This window comes from Rhizobium sp. WSM409, assembly GCF_057653825.1.
Genome location: NZ_CM172794.1, coordinates 2,348,479 through 2,366,808, shown reverse-complemented (window position 1 = coordinate 2,366,808; position 18,330 = coordinate 2,348,479). Strand labels below are relative to the sequence as shown.

Genomic DNA, 18,330 nt, shown 5'->3' with positions numbered 1-18,330 from the left:
AACGAGTCGCCGACCGGTTCTCCGGGTTGCGATCTTGCCATCGGCACGCGCAAATTCATGGGGATCACAATGAACGAGAAGCTCTTGTCCGGCGCGGTCGAGCTGCGACTGCGCAAAGTGATGGCGCTGCTTACCTCTCCGCTGCGCGCCCTTGTCGTCTGGCGACGCAGGCGATCGGCGGCAAATCAGCTTGGCGCCTTGCCAGATCACATGCTGAAAGACATTGCCTTGTCGAGGGGCGAAATACCCTTCGTCGCCTCCCAGGATGCAGACTGGAGCAGGTTCCGCTAGCGTCTCGTGGTGGGCGTCCGCATCGGGCGTAAAACCTCGCAATGCGTCGATAACGGTATCAATCTCTCTGCCATCTGCCCCGCGGTTGTGGTGGCCGAGCTCGATGGCTAGAAACATCGGTTTGGCCGGGCTATCACTGGATGTCGTGGCGACCCGGTTCGGATTGCCGCCCATTTGCCCGATTTGCCATCATAAGATTGTGGCGGCTCATGTGGAGGTTTAAAAATTAGCAATCATATTCAGTGGCTTATAGAACATGGAATCACAGCTGAGCATATCGCCGAGCTGATAGCCGGATTGTGCGATCGGTTGATCGCGGATGGCTTTCCGATCTGGCGGGGAAGCATTTCAATGCCGTCAATTCATCCCATGTATGGCGGCGTCTCGGCCAATTTCGTGCGCGGCGGTGCGACCACGATCGAGAATGCCGAATATGGCACTGCGGGAGTGCTGAATTTCGAAAAGACCCCGATCTATTTTCTTTTGGGCCGTGGCGAAACGTCAGGTCGCTGGAACATCGCCAAGGGTGAGGGTGTCGATGACTACCCGCAGCTTGCGGAATTCGCGCATAGCGGCGGCACGGATCACCTGGTCAGCCTGCTGGAGTTCCCGAAGGAGGCTGCGCTACGCGGCGTCAGCCTGTCCCTCACTAGCGACAGGCCGGGCGGATTTTCCGATGATCAACTGGCGATCGTCGCGAAGCTCTTCCCGGCGCTGGGGCTGGCTTGTTATCGTATCGCGGCAACGAAAACCGCATCGGATATCCTCGCCGTCTATACAGGCGCCAAGACAAGTGCACGCATCCTTGCAGGCGATATTCAGAGGGGAAAGGGAGGGGCGATCAATGCTGCGATCCTGCTTGCGGACCTGAGAAACTTCACGGCGCTGACCGAGGTTTATCAGCCGGGCGAAATCGCCGGGTTTCTGAATGAACATTTCGAGCTGATCGGCTGGCATGTCGAGGAAAATTCGGGCGAGATCCTCAAGTTCATGGGCGATAGCGTGCTGGCGATCTTTCCGACCGATGCTGAAGATCCGCAAAAGGCCTGCATGGCCGCTCTGGCTTCAGCAAGGAATATTCTAGAAGCCAACAAGGTGCTGAATGGTCAGCGGAGGAATGATGTAGGTCCTGACATCGGCGTCGATGTCGTGCTGCATCTCGGCGAGGTCTTCTACGGAAATATAGGCGCACGCGGCAGGCTTGATTTCACGGTGATCGGCAGCGCCGTCAACGAGGCTTCGCGGCTCGAAAAGCTCTGCGGCACGCTCGGGCACCATTTGCTGATGTCGGAGAGTTTCGCGGTCACCTCTGCCGTTGCCAGCGAATGTCTCGGCTCCTTCGAATTGCGCGGCGTTTCGAAGCCGGTCAACGTCTTCAAACTCGCCGGCACCGACTGACGACGGAGTGTTCCGACTTGCTCAGATCTCGCCTGAGACCTCGCGGCGGCGGCGGTCGAGTTCTTCGCTGTAGCGGCGCAGCGTATAGCTTTCGCTGAGCTGGCCGATCACCTTGCGTTCGATCAGGTTGTTGACGACGGCGAGCGCTTCGCTTTCGCTCTTGTCGAAGATCGCCGCCGCCTGCCTGGCATTCATCTGCGGCTGCAGGAAATCGTTGCGATAGTGGATGAAATCGGCAAGCGTCTTGCCCTCGTCCTGCGCATCGGTCGGATTGGCGTAAATCTCCGGCACCAGCACGAGGCCCGCATATTTGTCGCTCTCCTCGACGAGGATGACGCGCTGGGTCGAGCCGATCGGGAAGGCCTGCTTGAATTCCTCCAGAGAAATGCCCGCCCTTGCCGTCTTGACGTCGGCGCGCATCAGCTTGTCGACCGTCAGATTGCGGATCCAGCCGACATCATGGGCGCTGCGGATGCTTTCGCCGCGCAGGTGGAAGCGCCATGTGGCGAAGGAGTAGCCGAAGGTCGAACGCACGACCAGCGAGGAGGTGATGACGGCAGCGAGCACCAGCGCCGTGATCGGAAAGTCGCCGGTGATTTCGAGCGCCAGGAAGGTCATGGTCAGCGGCCCGCCGATGACGGCGACGGCAAGCGAACTCATGCCGACCACGGCATAGATGACGGGCGTCAGCGTCGCATCGGCGAAATAGGGGCCGCAATAGGCGAAGAGTTTGCCGAGCAGGGCTCCCATGAACAGAGAGGCGAAAAACAGGCCGCCCCTGAAGCCGGAGCCGATCGAGATCGCCGAGGCGAAGGATTTCAAAAGGAAGAGGCCGATCAGCGTCGGGATTGCCACGTCACGGGAAAGGTTGAGATGCAGCGCGCCGTGGCCGGCCGAAAGCACCTGCGGCGAGATCATCGCCAAGAGCCCGACGATGATGCCGCCGAGTGCCGGGCGGAAGGGTGGGGCGATCGAGCTCTTGCGCGCAAGCTCCTCGACAAAAGCGACGCCCTGCATGATCAGGATGCCGACACCGGCGCAGAACGCACCGAGCAGCAGCGCTGGGATATAATCGGCCGGCACGACCGAGCCGAAGCTGCCGATATCGATGGTGAAATCGCTGCCGGCGAGCAGCCTTGCGATCAGGGTGGAGACAAGGGCGGAGACGACGACAGGCGTCAGCGAGACGATCGTATAGGTGCCGATGATCAGCTCGAAAGCATAGAAGGCGCCGGTCAGCGGCGCGTTGAAGGCGGCGGCGATGGCGCCCGCCGCGCCGCAGCCAACGAGGGTGCGCAGGTCCGAGCGGCGAAGCTGCAGCTTCAGACCGAATTTCGAGGCGAGGCCGGCGGCAAGCTGGGTATAGCCGGCCTCCAGGCCGACGGAGGCGCCGAAACCGTTGGAGATCAGGTTCTGCACGGCAACGATGATGCTGTCGGTCAAGGACAGGCGGCCGCCATGCAGCGCATTGGCCTCGATCGGGTCGACCATCGGTTTCTTGCGTCGTTTCGCCAGCACGAAAAGCAGCAGGCCGAGCAGGGCGCCGCCGATAACCGGGGCGGTGAGCAGCAGCAGCTTGTTCTCGATCTCGGAGGAGCTCAACCTTTCGCTGTCGGCAATGCCGAAGACCAGCTGATGCAGCTCGTTGGAGACGTAGCTCATGCCGGTGACGGCAAGACCCGAGATGATGCCGACGACGGCGCCCGCCAGCGACAGGCCGACCTCGCTGCGCCGGGTCAGCGCCCTCAGGCGTCCCGGATCAAAGAAAACACGCAGCGCGCGGAAACCGCGCCGATCCAATTTCATAAGCATGGCTAGACAACTAGGCGGGGAGAGGCCCGGTCAAGGGCGGAGATGGTCGGGCACTCCGCTTGCGACGCAATTGCGGCGAAAAGCCGGAGCGCGGGATAAATATTTATCACGTAAGTCTCTGATAAAAGACGATATTTTAGGTAGAGTAAGTCGTGTTGGCGTGGGCGCTCCAACCGGCCGGCTATTCCCTAGCCGTGAAGGCCGGTTGACTTCACCCCTGCGCTTGCCTAACCATCCCGATAACGGATGGTCGACTGACCATCCTGACATAACGGATGGTTCCGGATCGGTGTTGCGCCCTTCCGGATGAAAAGGGAATGTGACGGGGCGGACCCAAGCCGGGCGCCTTCATCACAGCCGACCCCGCGACTGTAGAGCGGTCAGGGTCTTCCATCCGGCACTAAGCCCTTCCGGCCGGCGGCTTGCAATCATGCAAGCGGGCGGGATGGGCGACATGCCGGAAAAGCCACTGGATATGCATGGTGATCAACCGGGGTCGGACGCCTCTCAAGTCTACGAATCGTCCACCTTTTCACTGATGCAGCCGGGAAGGCGAGGATGATCCGCTGGCACGATCAGGGCGACCGGTTTCCGGTCCGCCCCGATCGCGGCCGATAACCGCGAGCCAGGAGACCTGCCATGCGGCCGGGCGAGAAGCCCACACCTGGGCACTATGCCCGTTGCCAGCACGGAGGTTGTCTTGGCTGAACGATTGAATTCGGCGCGGCCTGGTGCAGGGCGCGCGACGCCTCCAAGCAGTGCTGCAAGAGGTGTGCTTTCGGCCGTTTATGTCGAATGCTGGGTCCCCCCCTCTGTCCTGCCGGACATCTCCCCCACAAGGAGGGAGATCGGCAAGCAGCACGACCGTCGCCCTACATCAATTGTTTGGAGAAAAGCTCTCGGCGATTCAATCTCCCCCCTTGTGGGTGAGATGTCCGGCAGGACAGAGGGGGGTGTCACACCCTCAGTAGCCGAGAAAGGTGCACTCGGAACAAGCCACGGCTACGCACTCTCCCTGAGGGGCGTTTGAGCATGACTGCCACCTTCATCCTCGGCGGCGTACGCTCCGGCAAATCCCGTTTCGCCGAAGACCTCGTGACGGCCGCCGGACTCGACCGCCATTACCTTGCGACCGGCCGCGCATGGGACGAGGAGATGCAGGCGCGCATCGCCCAACACAAGGTCGACCGCGGTCCGTCCTGGACGACGCATGAGGAGCCGCTCGATCTTGTCGGCAAGCTCACCGCCATCGACGGACCGGGGCGCATCGTGCTGATCGACTGTCTGACGCTCTGGATCACCAATCTGATGATGGAGGAGCGGAACATGGCGGCGGAATTCGCCGCCCTTGCCGATTTCCTGCCCGCCGCGAAAGCGCGGCTCGTTTTCGTTTCCAATGAGGTCGGTCTCGGCATCGTGCCCGACAATCGCATGGCGCGGGATTTTCGCGATCATGCCGGCCGGCTGCACCAATCGATCGCGGCGAAGGCCGCCGAAGTCTATTTCATCGCGGCAGGCCTGCCGCTGAAAATGAAGGGTTAAGTCCATGAACCAGCAGAAGATTCCCGCAACCGTCATCACCGGCTTTCTCGGCGCCGGCAAGACGACGATGATCCGCAACCTGCTCACCAATGCCGGCGGCAAGAAGATTGCGTTGATCATCAACGAATTCGGCGATCTCGGCGTTGACGGCGATGTGCTGAAGGGCTGCGGTGCGGAGAATTGCACCGAGGACGATATCATCGAGCTGACCAATGGCTGCATCTGCTGCACCGTCGCCGATGACTTCATTCCGACGATGACCAAGCTGCTCGAGCGCGAACAGCGTCCTGACCATATCGTCATCGAGACTTCGGGGCTTGCCCTGCCGCAGCCGCTGGTCGCCGCCTTCAACTGGCCCGACATCCGCACGCAGGTGACCGTCGACGGCGTCATCACGGTGGTCGACAGCGCTGCGGTTGCCGCCGGCCGTTTCGCCGACGACCATGATGCCGTCGATGCGCGCCGTGCCGAGGATGAATCGCTCGATCACGAAAGCCCGATCGAGGAGCTGTTCGAGGACCAACTCACCTGCGCCGACCTCATCGTGCTCAACAAGACCGACCTGATCGATGCTGCCGGCCTTATCAGGGTGCGTGACGAGGTCGCCTCCCGCACCGCCCGCAAGCCTGTCATGATCGAGGCACGGAACGGCGAGGTGTCTGCCGGCATCCTGCTCGGCCTCGGCATCGGCACGGAGGACGATATCGCCAATCGCAAGTCGCATCACGAGTTGGAGCATGAGGACGGTGCGCCGCACGACCATGACGAATTCGACAGCTTCGTCGTCGAGCTCGGCCCGGTCGCCGATCCCGCCGGCTTCATCGCGGCGCTGAAGACGATCATATCAGCCCATGACGTGCTGCGTCTCAAGGGTTTCGTCGATGTCTCGGGCAAGCCGATGCGCCTGCAGCTCCAGGCCGTCGGCAGCCGCATCGACCATTATTTCGACCGCGCCTGGGGCGCGAGCGAAAAGCGCGCCACGCGCCTCGTCGTCATCGGCCTGCACGAAATGGATCAGGACGCGGTGAGGGCGGCGATCGAAGCGCTGGCGTAACCCGATGCATCTGCTTCTGGCTCAACAGGGAACGATCAGCGACGGCGAGGAGGCAATCGACCTCGGGCAGACGCCGGGCGATATCCTGTTCCTGTCGGCGGCCGACAGCGAGCTTGCCGCGATCGCAACCGCCCATCGCGAGCGCCGGGCGGGGCCTTCGCTCCGGCTCGCCAGCTTGCTGAGCCTCAAGCATCCGATGTCTGTTGATACCTATGTCGAGCGCACGGTGCGGCATGCGAAGCTGATCATCGTGCGTGCGCTCGGCGGCGCCAGCTATTTCCACTATGCGCTGGAGGCGCTGCATGCGGCAGCAGCGCGCGCCGGTGCGCTGATCGCGGTGCTGCCGGGCGACGCCAGGCCGGATGCGGGGCTGGTGCCTTTCTCCAACGTTGATCTCGACGATCTCAACGCGCTCTGGGCCTATCTGATCGAGGGCGGCGATGCCAACGCGCGGGCCTTTCTCGACTATGCCGAGGCGATGCTGTCTGGCGCCGAGAAGCCGGCGCCGGCTGTGCCTTTGATGAAGGCTGGCATCTGGTGGCCGGGGCGGGGACTGATCGGGGTTGAGGAGTGGCGGCGGATTGTTGCTTCGCTCCAGGGTGCGCCTTTGGGTGTGGCACCCCCCTCTGTCCTGCCGGACATCTCCCCCACAAGGGGGGAGATCAGGGATGAGAGGTCTCGCTCCATCTCCTCGGCCGAAGGCACGGTATCCTCCAACGTTTCTTTTGTGCGAAGCCCAAGCGACTTGCCGATCTCCCCCCTTGTGGGGGAGATGTCCGGCAGGACAGAGGGGGGTACTACGAACTCGACGCAACAGGCATCCCCCATCGTCGCCATCAGCTTCTACCGCGCCCTCGTCCAAAGCGGCGAGACCGGGCCGATCGAAGCTCTGATCGAAGCGCTGGTGACACTCGGCCTCCGCCCGCTGCCGGTCTTTGCCTATAGCCTCAAGGATCCGGTTTCCACAGGCATTCTCGAAAGCGTGTTTTCGACGCTGAAACCCGATGTCGTCATCAACACCACGGGCTTTGCCGTCTCGGCACCGGGTGCGGACCGGCAGGCGACGGTGCTGGAGGCGAATGAGGCGATCGTGTTGCAGGCGATCCTGTCGGCCTCGTCGAGGGAGGCATGGGCGGCTTCCTCGCAGGGCCTGTCGGCGCGCGATCTCGGCATGAACGTGGCGCTGCTGCCTGAAGTCGATGGCCGGGTGCTGGCGCGGGCGATCTCCTTCAAGACGGCAGCGCGCTACGATGCTGCCGTCGAGACGAATATTGTCGCCAGCGAGCCGGATACCGGGCGGGTGCGCTATACGGCCGAGCTTGCCGCCAACTGGGCGCGGCTGCGGAAAACATCGGCCCATGACCGGCGCATCGCGCTCGTCATGGCGAATTATCCGAACCGGGACGGTCGACTTGGCAACGGCGTCGGCTTGGATACGCCGGCCGGGACCACTGAGGTGCTGAAGGCTATGCGGGCTGTGGGTTATCCGGTCGCCGAGATTCCCGCCGACGGCGATGCGCTGATCCGCCACCTGATGGAAGGGCCGACCAATTCCGGTTCCGATGGAAAGATCATCCGCGAGACGCTTTCCCTGAGTCTGTACAACAGCTTCCTGGAATCTCTTCCCGATAAGATTCAAGATGAGGTGAGAGCCCGCTGGGGCAATCCGCAAGACGATCCGTATTTTCGCGAGGGCGTCTTCGCCCTGCCTTTCGCGCGTTTCGGCGAGGTGCTTGTCGGCATCCAGCCGGCGCGCGGCTATAATATCGATCCGAAGGAAAGTTATCATTCGCCGGATCTCGTGCCGCCGCACGGTTATCTCGCCTTCTATGCTTTCCTGCGCCGCGAGTTCGGTGCCCATGCGATCATCCATGTGGGCAAACACGGCAATCTGGAATGGCTGCCGGGTAAGGCGCTGGCGCTGTCGGAGACATGTTATCCGGAAGCGATTCTCGGGCCGTTGCCGCACCTCTATCCTTTCATCGTCAACGATCCGGGCGAGGGCACGCAGGCCAAGCGCCGCACTGCCGCCGTCATCATCGACCACCTGACACCGCCTTTGACGCGGGCCGAGAGCTACGGACCGCTCAAGGATCTGGAGGCGCTGGTCGACGAATATTACGAGGCCTCCGGCGGCGATCCCCGCCGCATTCGTCTGCTCAGCCGGCAGATCCTCGAGCTCGTTGCCGATATCGGCCTCGACCGGGATGCCGGGATTGCCAAGGGCGAAAGCGAGGGCGAGGCGCTGAAGAAGCTCGATGCCTATCTCTGCGACCTCAAGGAAATGCAGATCCGCGACGGGCTGCATGTCTTCGGTGTGTCGCCTGAGGGGCGGCTGCTGACCGACCTGACCGTGGCGCTGGCGCGGGTGCCGCGCGGGCTGGGCGAGGGTGGGGATGCGAGTTTGCACCGGGCGATTGCGGCGGATGCGGGCTTGGGCGGCGGCATGCGGGGGATACCCCCCTCTGTCCTCCCCGACATCTCCCCCACAAGGGGGGAGATCGGGGATGAGAGGCCTCGCTTAATCTCATGTGTCGCAGGTGCGGCATCTTCAAACGGTTCTTTTTCGGGAAGCCCAAGCGACTTGCCGATCTCCCCCCTTGTGGGGGAGATGTCCGGCAGGACAGAGGGGGGTGCCTCCATCTTCGACCCTCTCAACACCGAAATGGCCGCTCCCTGGACCGGTCCACGGCCCGCAATCCTCGCAGATATTCTCGATGCTCCATGGCGAACCAACGGAGACACTGTCGAGCGCATCGAACTGCTGGCGGCAAAGTTTGTTTCCGGTGAGATGGAATGCCCGACCCTCTGGTCCCAAACCAGATGTGTACTCTCCGAGATCGAAACCCGCCTCAAGCCCTCCATTCTGGCCTGCGGGCCGGCCGAAATCGCTGGCCTGCTCGCCGGCCTCGACGGCCGCTTCGTCGCGCCCGGCCCCTCTGGCGCACCGACGCGCGGGCGGCCCGATGTACTGCCGACCGGGCGGAATTTCTACTCCGTCGACAGCCGCGCCGTGCCGACGCCGGCCGCCTACGAGCTCGGCAAAAAATCGGCGGAGTTGCTGGTACGCCGCTATGTGCAGGATCACGGCGAATGGCCTGTCTCCTTCGGGTTGACGGCCTGGGGCACGTCAAACATGCGCACCGGCGGCGACGATATCGCCCAGGCCCTGGCGCTGATCGGCGTCAAGCCGCTCTGGGACATGAGTTCGCGGCGCGTCACCGGCTACGAGATCATTCCGCCGGCGATGCTCGGGCGGCCGCGCGTCGACGTGACGCTCCGCATTTCCGGCTTCTTCCGCGATGCCTTTCCCGAGCAGATTGCGCTGTTCGACAAGGCGATCCGCGCCGTCGGCGCGCTTGAAGAGGACGAAGCCGACAATCCCATCGCTGTGCGGATGCGCGGCGAGGCAGCTAGGCTTGCGGCCGCCGGCCTCGACGAGGTGTCGGCTAAACGGCGGGCAGGCTACCGTGTGTTCGGCTCGAAACCCGGCGCTTACGGCGCCGGATTGCAGGCGCTGATCGACGAGAAGGGTTGGGAACGGCGCGCCGATCTTGCCGAGGCCTATCTCGTCTGGGGCAGCTATGCCTATGGCGCCGGCGAGGAGGGCAAGGCCGAACGCGGCCTGTTCGAAGAACGGCTGCGCTCGGTGCAAGCCGTCATTCAGAACCAGGACAATCGTGAGCACGACCTGCTCGACAGCGACGATTATTACCAGTTCGAGGGCGGCATGGCCGCCGCCACAGAACAGCTCACCGGCGCACGGCCTTCGATCTATCACAACGACCATTCCAGGCCGGAGCGGCCGGTGATCCGCTCGCTGGAGGAGGAGATCGGCCGCGTCGTGCGAGGTCGCGTCGTCAATCCGAAATGGATCGCAGGCGTCATGCGCCACGGCTACAAGGGGGCGGCCGAGATCGCCGCCACCGTCGACTATCTCTTTGCCTTTTCGGCGACGACAGGGGCGGTCGGCGAACATCACTTCGATGCCGTCTACCAGGCCTTCGTCGCCGATGACGGCGTGCGCGATTTCATGATCGAGAAGAACCCTGCAGCATTCGACGAGATGAGGGAGCGGCTGCTTGAGGCGATCGACCGCAGCCTCTGGACGCCGCGCAGCAATTCGGCTCGGTTCGACCTGGCCGCCAGACAACAGAATGAGGTGAACCAATGAGCGACGAGACCACGAACGCCGAGATCGGAGAAGCCGGGAGCGGCAAGGACGATGCGCGCCACGCCGAGAAGATGGCGAAGAAGAAGGCCGCGCGCGACAAGATCATGGCCACCAAGACGGATGGCAAGGGGCTGATCATCGTCCATACCGGCAAGGGCAAGGGCAAGTCCTCGTCTGCCTTTGGGATGATCTTCCGCCACATCGCCCATGGCAAGCCGTCTGCCGTCGTGCAGTTCATCAAGGGCGCGATGTGGACCGGCGAGCGAGACCTGATCGAGAAGCATTTCTCCGATCTCTGCCAGTTCCACACGATGGGCGAGGGATTCACCTGGGAAACGCAGGACCGTGCCCGCGATGTCGCCGCAGCCTCTGCCGCCTGGGAAAAGGCCAAGGAACTGATCCGCGACGAGCGCAATTCCATGGTGCTGCTCGACGAGATCAATATCGCGTTGCGTTACGACTATCTCGACATCAACGAAGTCGTCGCCTTTCTGAAGAGCGAGAAGCCCCATATGACGCATGTCGTGCTGACGGGGCGCAACGCCAAGGAAGAATTGATCGAAATCGCCGATCTGGTGACCGAGATGGAACTCGTCAAACACCCCTTCCGCTCCGGCATCAAGGGTCAACCGGGCGTGGAGTTCTGAGGCGGTCAGTTGAGCGCGAGGCTGCGCAGGATGGCAGCCGTTTCCTCATCCGCCGGGAAGAAGGATTCGACCGCGAGTTCCGACAAAGTGATTTCTACGGGCGTGCCGAACACAGTCGTCGTCGAGATCAGGGAAAGCAAGCCGGCCTTGCTCGAAAGCTGAAGGGGAACGGCGATGCCGGCGTAGTCGGTATGGACCTCGCCAGCAGTTTTAGGCGCCGGATAGGACAGCAACTCCTTTAAAAGCTTGTCCAACATTGGATCGCCCGAAGCCGAGAACTGCTGGCGCAGCCTGCCGATAAGGTGGGCGCGCCACTCGGAAAGGTTTTTGATATGGGGCGCCAATCCTTGTGGATGCAGGCTGAGGCGCAGTACGTTGACGGGTGGCGTGAGCAGAGACTGGTCGGAAACGGCTGAGAGCAGCGGAGCGATGGCCGCATTGGCCGCGATGAGTGTCCAATGGCGGTCGACAGCGATTGCTGGGAAGGGCTCGTGCCCTTTCAACACCATGTCGATGGCGCGACGGGCCGGTTCCAATGCGGGATCGTCGAGTGCGCGTTCGGCAAAAACAGGAGCGAAACCCGCCGCGAGCAGCAGCGGGTTCCGATCGCGAAGGGGTACGTCGAGCCGTTCGGCAAGATGCAGCAGCATGTCGCGGCTCGGTGTCGAGCGCCCGCTCTCGATGAAGCTCAGATGCCGCTGCGAGATCTCCGCCTCCAGCGCGAGGTTGAGCTGGCTCATGCGGCGGCGCTGGCGCCATTCGCGCAGATGGTCTCCAAGGGAGCGGGCGGTCGGCGTCATCAGGCGGCTTCCGGCAGCAAATCTATGAAACCGCGGACGGATTTCAGCTTGCCGCCTTCGAGTTCGGCGAAATCCGTGCCCTTGATCAGCGCATCGCCGTTTTCCGGGCCGAGGCCCCAGGAGAAGCGCAGGTTGTCGCCGTAGCCGTCGGCCGCGCCGATCAGGGCGAAGCGGAAGCCGGGGAAGCGGCTTTGTACCGCCTCGACCAGCGAATTGATCTGCTCATGGCCTTCGCCGCGCATCAGTGGGTCGATATAGGTGGCGGCTTTGCTCCAGCTCTCGGCGATGAGAGCGCGACGGCGAGCGGCATCCGTCTCGTTCCAGATGGCGAGATAGCGCTCTGCGTTGGTGTTTGCGTCGTTCATCGGGTCATCTCCTTTTGATCGCCCGTCAGTTCCAGGCAGTCCGATCATGCGGGAAGGCGATGCACCCTATCAATTACGCCAGAGGTAATGGAAGATGGTCGAACCGCCCATGACAGCCATCAGCGCCATCGGCAGTTGTTCCGCAAGCTGCACATGGCCCTTGCGGGTATAGGTGATCGTGGCCGAGGCCGCGCCGAATGGGGACTGCACCTTGTTGGTGCCGAGGGTCTGGAGCGGCGGAATGCCCGCGATCAGCATGATGGGGACGGTGATGAGGCCGCCGCCGCCGGCAATGGAATCGACCAACCCGGCAAAGAAAGCCACGGCGCAGAGCAGCAGAAGCAGATGGAAGGCGATATCGGGCAAGGTGGTTTTCCGGGCAGGGATTTCGAACGGCCTTGTTGCATTTGCCGCCCCAAGCTGCAATGGCTGCAAAGACATGGGCAGGGCGTATTTGACGGTTTCCATGAGCGATATCTCTTTCGATACGGCGAGGCGCCACGTGCTCGGGCTCGGCTGCGAGCGCGGCACGCCGCCTGCCGAGATGCTGGCGCTTGCGATCGAGGCGCTCGACGCAGTCGCTATAAGCGCGGCGGAACTCACAGCCATTGCCTCGATCGACAGCCGAAGACTGGAGCCCGCGATCCTTGCCGTTGCCGCGCATTTTTCCGTGCCCGCCGTGTTTTTCGGCGCGCTGCGGCTCGAGGAGGAGACGCCGCGACTGGCGAATCCTTCCGCGATCGTCTTTGCCCGCGTCGGCTGCCATGGGGTCTCCGAGGCAGCTGCGCTGGCGGCTGCGGGGCCGGATGCCGAGCTTGCTGTCGCCAAGATCAAATCTGCACATGCGACGGCGGCAGTTGCCCGCAGCGGGTTGCAGAAAGCCTAGTGGACGTTATGGTGGCGCCAATTCGCAGCGCCGTTCGGCAGCTTCACGGTTCACATCTAGAGGATATCTCATGCACAAGGTCATCTACGACACTGACCCTGGCGTCGATGACGCCATGGCGCTTCTGTTTCTGCATCGTCATCCCGAAATCGACCTCCTCGGCATCACCACGGTCTTCGGCAACGCCTCGGTCGAGACGACGACGCGCAATGCGCTCTTCCTCAAGCGCGAATGGAATATTGCGGCACCCGTTTCCAAAGGCGCCAGCGTCACCATCGATTCCGCGCGCGCGGAGCGGCCGTGGCCGGCCATGGTGCATGGCGAGAACGGCCTCGGCGATATCGATGTGCCCGAGACGATCGACCTGCCGCTCGATCCGCGCCCGGCGCATCGCTTTATCATCGACACGGTGCGCGCTCATCCGGGCGAAGTGCGACTCGTCGCCGTTGGCCGAATGACCAATCTGGCGCTGGCGCTGAAGGAAGATCCCGAGATTGCGACGCTGGCCAAGGACGTCGTCATCATGGGCGGCAATTTCTATGTGCCGGGCAATGTCTCGCCGGTCGCCGAGGCCAATATCCACGGTGATCCCGAAGCTGCCGACATCGTCATGACCGCGCCCTGGAAGGTCGCCGTCATCGGCCTCGACGTCACCGCGATCACCACGATGAGCCGCAGCTATCTCGGCGAGATGGCGGCTAGGGGTGACAAGGCGGTGAAGCAGCTCGACGCACTCTCGCAGTCCTACATCGATTTCTACAAGCACGCGGTCGAAGACGGCATGATGGTGCATGACAGTTGCGCCTGCGTCTATGTCGTGGTGCCGGAGCTGTTCTCGTCGATATCGGGGGCGGTGCGCGTCGTCTGCGGCGGCATCGCCGATGGTCAGACGATCGTCAGGCCGGATGGGCGGCGTTTTCCGCCTGACGGCGCTTGGGATGGCCTGCCGAGCCAGGTCGTCTGCACCGGTATTGAATCGGAGAAGGTCCTCGACCTCATCCGCAACACGCTGCTTGCAGCCTGAGGGATGGGTGAGCCGGCGCATCGCGCCGGCTTTCGATATATGATAATATATTCATATTGTTGTGCCGGTTTTTCGAGAATTCGAATCCGCCTCTTTGCAAAGTGAGTCATGGTCGTCTTAGCAACTTCAAGTGAGGTGATGGGCGCGGCGTTGACCTTGCCCTTTGCGGGGCCTAGATCAGCAGGATGATCGATGCCGCATTCTCCCATCTTCCGGTGCTTGAGCCGGGCAGCGTCTGGCTCGTCGGCGCCGGTCCCGGCGATCCCGGGCTTTTGACGCTGCTCGCCGCCAAGGGGCTTTTCGAGGCCGACGTCATCGTCCACGACGCGCTGGTCAACGAGGAATGCCTGGCGCTGGCGCGGCCGGAAACGCTGGTGGAATATGCCGGTAAGCGCGGCGGTAAGCCTTCGGCGAAACAGCGCGACATTTCGTTGCGGCTGGTGGAGCTGGCGCGCGCCGGCAAGCGGGTGCTGCGGCTGAAGGGCGGCGATCCTTTCGTGTTCGGGCGCGGCGGTGAGGAGGCGTTGACGCTGGCCGAACACAACATTCCCTTCCGCATCGTGCCCGGCATCACCGCCGGTATCGGCGGACTCGCCTATGCCGGCATCCCGGTGACGCATCGCGACATCAACCATGCCGTGACCTTCCTTACAGGCCATGATTCGTCCGGCATCGTGCCCGACAGGATCAACTGGGAGGCGATTGGCCAGGGCTCGCCCGTCATCGTCATGTACATGGCGATGAAGCATATCGGCGAGATCAGCGCCCGGCTGATCGCCGCAGGCCGGCTGCCGTCGGAGCCCGTTGCCTTCGTCTGCAATGCTGCCACTGGCCGGCAGCAGGTGCTGGAAACGACGCTCGGGGAGGCGACTGAGGCCGTCGCTGTCTCCGGGCTGGAGCCGCCGGCGGTGGTCGTCGTCGGTGAGGTGGTCCGGCTCCGAGCTTCACTCGACTGGCTTGGTGCGCTCGCGGGGCGGCGCCTGCAACCCGATCCATTCCGCCGGTCCGGCAAGGTGCGGGCATGAGCGGCCTCCTGATCGCAGCCCCTTCCTCCGGCGCCGGCAAGACGACGGTGACGCTCGGGCTGCTCCGTGCGCTTCGCCGGCGCGGCGTCGCGGTCGCGCCCGGCAAGGCTGGCCCCGACTATATCGACCCCGCCTTTCATGCGGCCGCAAGCGGCACGCTCTGCCTGAATTTCGATCCCTGGGCGATGCGCCCGGAGCTAATCTCGGCCAATGGCGCCCTTCACCGCTCCGGCGACCGTATCCTTGTCATCGAGGCAATGATGGGGCTTTTCGACGGCGCGGCCGACGGAAAGGGAACGGCGGCCGATCTCGCGGCTCAGCTCGGGCTTTCCGTGGTGCTCGTCGTCGACGCCTCGCGCATGTCGCAGTCGGTGGCGCCGCTGGTTGCCGGTTTTGCCGGCTTCCGCGCCGATGTCCGCGTTGCCGGTGTCATCCTCAACAAGGTCGGCAGTGACCGGCATGAAGCTATGCTGCGACAGGCGCTGGAGGCTATCCGCATGCCTGTCATCGCCGTCATCGGCAACGACAAGGCGCTTTCCCTGCCGGAACGCCATCTCGGCCTCGTCCAGGCCGGCGAACATGCGACGCTCGACAATTTCATCGACCATGCAGCGGATGCGGTCTCCGAGGAATGCAATTTCGAATTTCTGCTACGCATTGCGAAGCAAGGGCTCAACCGGCCGTCGGCCGCCAATATCGACCGGTTGCCGCCGCTGGGCGCACGCATCGCCGTGGCGCGCGATGTCGCCTTTGCCTTTTCCTACGAGCATATGCTGCTCGGCTGGCGTCGCCGGGGTGCTGCGATCTCCTTCTTCTCGCCGCTTGCCGACGAGGCACCAGCTAACGACGCCGATGCGATCTATCTGCCTGGCGGTTATCCTGAGTTGCACGCCGGACGGCTCGCAGAGGCGCAGAATTTCCGCGCCGGCATGCTCGACGCGACGGCGCGCGGCGTCCGGATTTACGGCGAGTGCGGCGGCTATATGGTGCTCGGCAACGGGCTGATCGATGCGGAGGGCAAGCGCCATCAGATGCTCGGCCTGCTGCCGGTCGTTACCAGCTATGCCGAGCGAACGCGCCATCTCGGCTATCGCCGTGTCGTGCCGCTCGACGGCGCCTTCTTCGCGCGGATGATGACGGCCCATGAATTCCACTATTCCAGCGTCGTCTCCGAGGGCGAGGGCAAGCGGCTTTTTCAGGTGCAGGATGCGCTCGGGACCGATCTGGGTGCAGCCGGGCTCCGGTGCGGGCAGGTGGCGGGGTCCTACATGCATCTGATCGATCTGGCCGGAGCAACGGCTGCATGAGCGCACCGATCGTCCATGGCGGCGGCATCACCGCCGCTGCCACCGCTTTCGGCGGCAGGCCGGAAGATTGGCTCGATCTTTCCACCGGCATCAATCCGTGCCCCGTCGCCCTGCCGGAGATTCCTGCACGGGCTTGGCACCGCCTGCCGGACAGGCATTTGGTCGACGCGGCAAGGTTTGCAGCGCGCGACCATTACGGCAGCGGCGAGATTCTGCCGCTGCCCGTGCCCGGTACGCAATCGGTCATTCAGCTTTTGCCGCGGTTGGTCGGCGCGGATGAACGCATCGCCGTGACGGACGATAGGATCGCCGTGGTGTCGCCGACTTACGGTGAATATGCGCGTGCCTTCACCTCGGCCGGTTTTGCCGTCGATGCGGTCAACGATGTTGCCGCGATCGGAGCCGCGCATCGGCTGGCCGTCGTCGTCAATCCGAACAATCCGGATGGGCGGATATGGCCGGCCGAAACGCTGGTCGCCCTGCACGACAGGATAAAGGCTGCAAACGGGTTTCTTGTCGTCGATGAGGCCTTCGGTGATACAAATCCGGCGCTGAGCCTTGCATCCCGTGCGCCGCAGCTTTCCAATCTGGTGATCTTTCGCTCCTTCGGCAAGTTCTTCGGGCTTGCCGGCCTGCGGCTCGGCTTTGCGATTGCGGGGGAGAATATTCTCGAACGCTTCGAGGATTGGCTCGGCCCCTGGGCCGTCTCCGGCCCGGCGCTTTCGCTGGCCGCTTCGCTGCTGCGTTCGGACGTTTCTCCGATCCACAGCCGCATCGAGGAGCGCAGCATCGGCCTGCATACGGCGCTGGATGGTGCCGGGTTGCGGATAGCAGGGGGCACGGCGCTGTTTACCCTTGTCAATGACGCCAGGGCGAGCGACATTTACACATATCTCTGCCAGCATCATATTCTCGTCCGCAAGTTCGATAATGCGCCGGATTGGTTGCGTTTCGGGCTTGCTCCCGATCCGGCGGCGGACAGGCGGCTTGGCGAAGCCCTTCAGAGATTTAAGCGATGACGATCGACCAAAACCTTCTCGTGCTGCTTTTGGCGCTGCTGCTCGACCGGATCGCCGGCGATCCACAATGGCTGTGGTTGCGGGTGCCGCATCCCGTCGTCATGTTCGGCGCGGCGATCTCCTATGCCGACCGGCAGCTCAATCCCGCAAGCCTCACGGGGTCGCAACGCCGGATGAACGGCGTCGCTGCCATCCTGGCGCTGCTTCTTTTGGCGCTGGCCGCAGGCTTCGTGTTCAACCGGTTCTTCGCGCTGTTCGGCCTTGTCGGCATCTTGCTGGAGACCGGGCTGGTGGCGATCTTCCTGGCGCAGAAAAGCCTTGCCGATCACGTCGCGGCCGTCGCCGTCGCGCTACGCGACGAGGGGCTTGCCGGCGGGCGGACCGCCGTTTCCCGCATCGTCGGGCGCGATCCCGAGACGCTGGACGAGCCTGCCGTCTGCCGCGCGGCGATCGAAAGCCTTGCCGAGAATTTCTCCGACGGCGTCGTCGCACCGGCGCTCTGGTATGCAGTCTTCGGCCTGCCGGGGCTTTTCGCCTACAAGATGCTGAACACGGCGGATTCGATGATCGGCCATAAGTCGGAAAAATACATCGACTTCGGCTGGGCGGCCGCTCGGCTCGACGATGTCGCCAACTGGCCGGCCGCGCGCCTCTCCATCCTGCTGATTGCCGCCGGAGCCTGGATCCGGCGGGGAACAAGCGCCGGCCGTGAGGCGATCCGCGTGGCGATGCGCGACGGGGCCTTGCACCGTTCGCCGAACTCCGGCAGGCCGGAGGCGGCCATGGCAGGCGCGCTGAACGTCCAGCTCGCCGGCCCGCGCATCTATGGCGGCGTCATCGTGCGTGAACCGATGATCAACGACGCCGGCCGCGACGTGGCGACCTCGGGCGACATCGAGGACGGCGTATCGGTGTTTTATGCCAGCTGCATGGTGCTCGCCGGTGTGACGTTCGGGCTTTTCTTGTGTTTTCTGTAGAGGCGGCAC

General features: G+C 63.4%; 14 protein-coding genes, 2 pseudogenes and 1 riboswitch. Of the genes and pseudogenes, 12 read left to right on the top strand and 4 right to left on the bottom strand.

Going from position 1 to position 18,330, the window contains the following annotated elements; genetic code table 11:
* Positions 1-69: 69 nt before the first annotated feature.
* Together AC25BC_RS11860 and AC25BC_RS11855 are read left to right on the top strand one after the other, a co-directional pair.
* The gene (locus AC25BC_RS11860) at positions 70-291 is read left to right on the top strand and encodes a DUF1127 domain-containing protein (RefSeq protein ID WP_012757844.1); all 222 of its coding nucleotides are present in this window, start codon (positions 70-72) and stop codon (positions 289-291) included.
* A gap of 103 nt (positions 292-394) precedes the next feature.
* Positions 395-1,689 (top strand): annotated as a pseudogene (locus tag AC25BC_RS11855) (adenylate/guanylate cyclase domain-containing protein).
* Between the two features lie 21 nt (positions 1,690-1,710).
* Here AC25BC_RS11855 and AC25BC_RS11850 read toward each other — a convergent pair.
* Positions 1,711-3,501 (bottom strand): chloride channel protein, encoded by a 1,791-nt coding sequence (locus AC25BC_RS11850; protein ID WP_012757842.1) that lies wholly within the window; start codon positions 3,499-3,501, stop codon positions 1,711-1,713.
* Positions 3,502-3,760: 259 nt separating this feature from the next.
* Positions 3,761-4,157: riboswitch (cobalamin riboswitch) on the top strand.
* A gap of 376 nt (positions 4,158-4,533) precedes the next feature.
* On the opposite strand from AC25BC_RS11850, the gene cobU reads away from it, so the two are divergent.
* The 4 genes from cobU to cobO are packed head-to-tail and all read left to right on the top strand — an operon-like array spanning position 4,534 to position 10,918.
* Positions 4,534-5,043, top strand: a complete 510-nt coding sequence (cobU, locus tag AC25BC_RS11845) for a bifunctional adenosylcobinamide kinase/adenosylcobinamide-phosphate guanylyltransferase (protein ID WP_012757841.1) — start codon at positions 4,534-4,536, stop codon at positions 5,041-5,043.
* Between the two features lie 4 nt (positions 5,044-5,047).
* A complete protein-coding gene (gene cobW, locus AC25BC_RS11840; protein ID WP_012757840.1) occupies positions 5,048-6,097 on the top strand; it encodes a cobalamin biosynthesis protein CobW in 1,050 nt (349 codons plus the stop codon).
* A 4-nt stretch (positions 6,098-6,101) separates the two neighbouring features.
* A complete protein-coding gene (cobN, locus tag AC25BC_RS11835) occupies positions 6,102-10,271 on the top strand; it encodes a cobaltochelatase subunit CobN (protein ID WP_487778556.1) in 4,170 nt (1,389 codons plus the stop codon).
* A complete protein-coding gene (cobO, locus tag AC25BC_RS11830; protein WP_012757838.1) occupies positions 10,268-10,918 on the top strand; it encodes a cob(I)yrinic acid a,c-diamide adenosyltransferase in 651 nt (216 codons plus the stop codon). Before cobN ends, cobO begins: the two co-directional genes overlap by 4 nt.
* Before the next feature lie 5 nt (positions 10,919-10,923).
* On the opposite strand, the gene AC25BC_RS11825 is transcribed toward cobO, so the two are convergent.
* The 3 genes and pseudogenes from AC25BC_RS11825 to AC25BC_RS11815 form a co-directional block, all read right to left on the bottom strand.
* Positions 10,924-11,718 carry a helix-turn-helix domain-containing protein gene (locus AC25BC_RS11825; RefSeq protein WP_017994374.1) on the bottom strand — a complete coding sequence of 265 codons (795 nt, stop codon included), beginning with the start codon at positions 11,716-11,718 and terminating at the stop codon, positions 10,924-10,926.
* Positions 11,718-12,131, bottom strand: a complete 414-nt coding sequence (locus tag AC25BC_RS11820) for a nuclear transport factor 2 family protein (RefSeq protein ID WP_017988609.1) — start codon at positions 12,129-12,131, stop codon at positions 11,718-11,720. The genes AC25BC_RS11825 and AC25BC_RS11820 overlap by 1 nt, the downstream gene beginning before the upstream one ends.
* A gap of 51 nt (positions 12,132-12,182) precedes the next feature.
* Positions 12,183-12,449 (bottom strand): annotated as a pseudogene (locus AC25BC_RS11815) (TSUP family transporter); the annotation flags it as partial.
* A gap of 100 nt (positions 12,450-12,549) precedes the next feature.
* Between AC25BC_RS11815 and AC25BC_RS11810 the strand changes: the two are divergent.
* The 6 genes from AC25BC_RS11810 to cbiB all read left to right on the top strand — a co-directional run bounded on the left by AC25BC_RS11810 (position 12,550) and on the right by cbiB (position 18,321).
* The gene (locus AC25BC_RS11810; RefSeq protein ID WP_026157385.1) at positions 12,550-12,969 is read left to right on the top strand and encodes a cobalamin biosynthesis protein; all 420 of its coding nucleotides are present in this window, start codon (positions 12,550-12,552) and stop codon (positions 12,967-12,969) included.
* Between the two features lie 70 nt (positions 12,970-13,039).
* The gene (locus tag AC25BC_RS11805) at positions 13,040-13,993 is read left to right on the top strand and encodes a nucleoside hydrolase (protein ID WP_012757836.1); all 954 of its coding nucleotides are present in this window, start codon (positions 13,040-13,042) and stop codon (positions 13,991-13,993) included.
* A 185-nt stretch (positions 13,994-14,178) separates the two neighbouring features.
* Positions 14,179-15,018, top strand: a complete 840-nt coding sequence (cobA, locus tag AC25BC_RS11800; protein WP_012757835.1) for a uroporphyrinogen-III C-methyltransferase — start codon at positions 14,179-14,181, stop codon at positions 15,016-15,018.
* A complete protein-coding gene (locus AC25BC_RS11795) occupies positions 15,015-16,325 on the top strand; it encodes a cobyrinic acid a,c-diamide synthase CobB (protein WP_012757834.1) in 1,311 nt (436 codons plus the stop codon). Before cobA ends, AC25BC_RS11795 begins: the two co-directional genes overlap by 4 nt.
* Entirely contained in the window at positions 16,322-17,344 is a 1,023-nt protein-coding gene (cobD, locus tag AC25BC_RS11790; RefSeq protein WP_012757833.1) for a threonine-phosphate decarboxylase CobD, read from the top strand. Before AC25BC_RS11795 ends, cobD begins: the two co-directional genes overlap by 4 nt.
* Positions 17,341-18,321 (top strand): adenosylcobinamide-phosphate synthase CbiB, encoded by a 981-nt coding sequence (cbiB, locus tag AC25BC_RS11785; RefSeq protein ID WP_012757832.1) that lies wholly within the window; start codon positions 17,341-17,343, stop codon positions 18,319-18,321. Before cobD ends, cbiB begins: the two co-directional genes overlap by 4 nt.
* Positions 18,322-18,330: the final 9 nt, after the last annotated feature.

Excerpts from the sequence above, each read along its gene's own strand:
- AC25BC_RS11860 (WP_012757844.1), top strand. The coding sequence starts at position 70 with ATGAACGAGAAGCTCTTGTCCGGCGCGGTCGAGCTGCGACTGCGCAAA.
- AC25BC_RS11850 (WP_012757842.1), bottom strand. The coding sequence starts at position 3,501 with ATGCTTATGAAATTGGATCGGCGCGGTTTCCGCGCGCTGCGTGTTTTC.
- cobU (WP_012757841.1), top strand. The coding sequence starts at position 4,534 with ATGACTGCCACCTTCATCCTCGGCGGCGTACGCTCCGGCAAATCCCGT.
- cobW (WP_012757840.1), top strand. The coding sequence starts at position 5,048 with ATGAACCAGCAGAAGATTCCCGCAACCGTCATCACCGGCTTTCTCGGC.
- cobN (WP_487778556.1), top strand. The coding sequence starts at position 6,102 with ATGCATCTGCTTCTGGCTCAACAGGGAACGATCAGCGACGGCGAGGAG.
- cobO (WP_012757838.1), top strand. The coding sequence starts at position 10,268 with ATGAGCGACGAGACCACGAACGCCGAGATCGGAGAAGCCGGGAGCGGC.
- AC25BC_RS11825 (WP_017994374.1), bottom strand. The coding sequence starts at position 11,718 with ATGACGCCGACCGCCCGCTCCCTTGGAGACCATCTGCGCGAATGGCGC.
- AC25BC_RS11820 (WP_017988609.1), bottom strand. The coding sequence starts at position 12,131 with ATGATCGGACTGCCTGGAACTGACGGGCGATCAAAAGGAGATGACCCG.
- AC25BC_RS11810 (WP_026157385.1), top strand. The coding sequence starts at position 12,550 with ATGAGCGATATCTCTTTCGATACGGCGAGGCGCCACGTGCTCGGGCTC.
- AC25BC_RS11805 (WP_012757836.1), top strand. The coding sequence starts at position 13,040 with ATGCACAAGGTCATCTACGACACTGACCCTGGCGTCGATGACGCCATG.
- cobA (WP_012757835.1), top strand. The coding sequence starts at position 14,179 with ATGATCGATGCCGCATTCTCCCATCTTCCGGTGCTTGAGCCGGGCAGC.
- AC25BC_RS11795 (WP_012757834.1), top strand. The coding sequence starts at position 15,015 with ATGAGCGGCCTCCTGATCGCAGCCCCTTCCTCCGGCGCCGGCAAGACG.
- cobD (WP_012757833.1), top strand. The coding sequence starts at position 16,322 with ATGAGCGCACCGATCGTCCATGGCGGCGGCATCACCGCCGCTGCCACC.
- cbiB (WP_012757832.1), top strand. The coding sequence starts at position 17,341 with ATGACGATCGACCAAAACCTTCTCGTGCTGCTTTTGGCGCTGCTGCTC.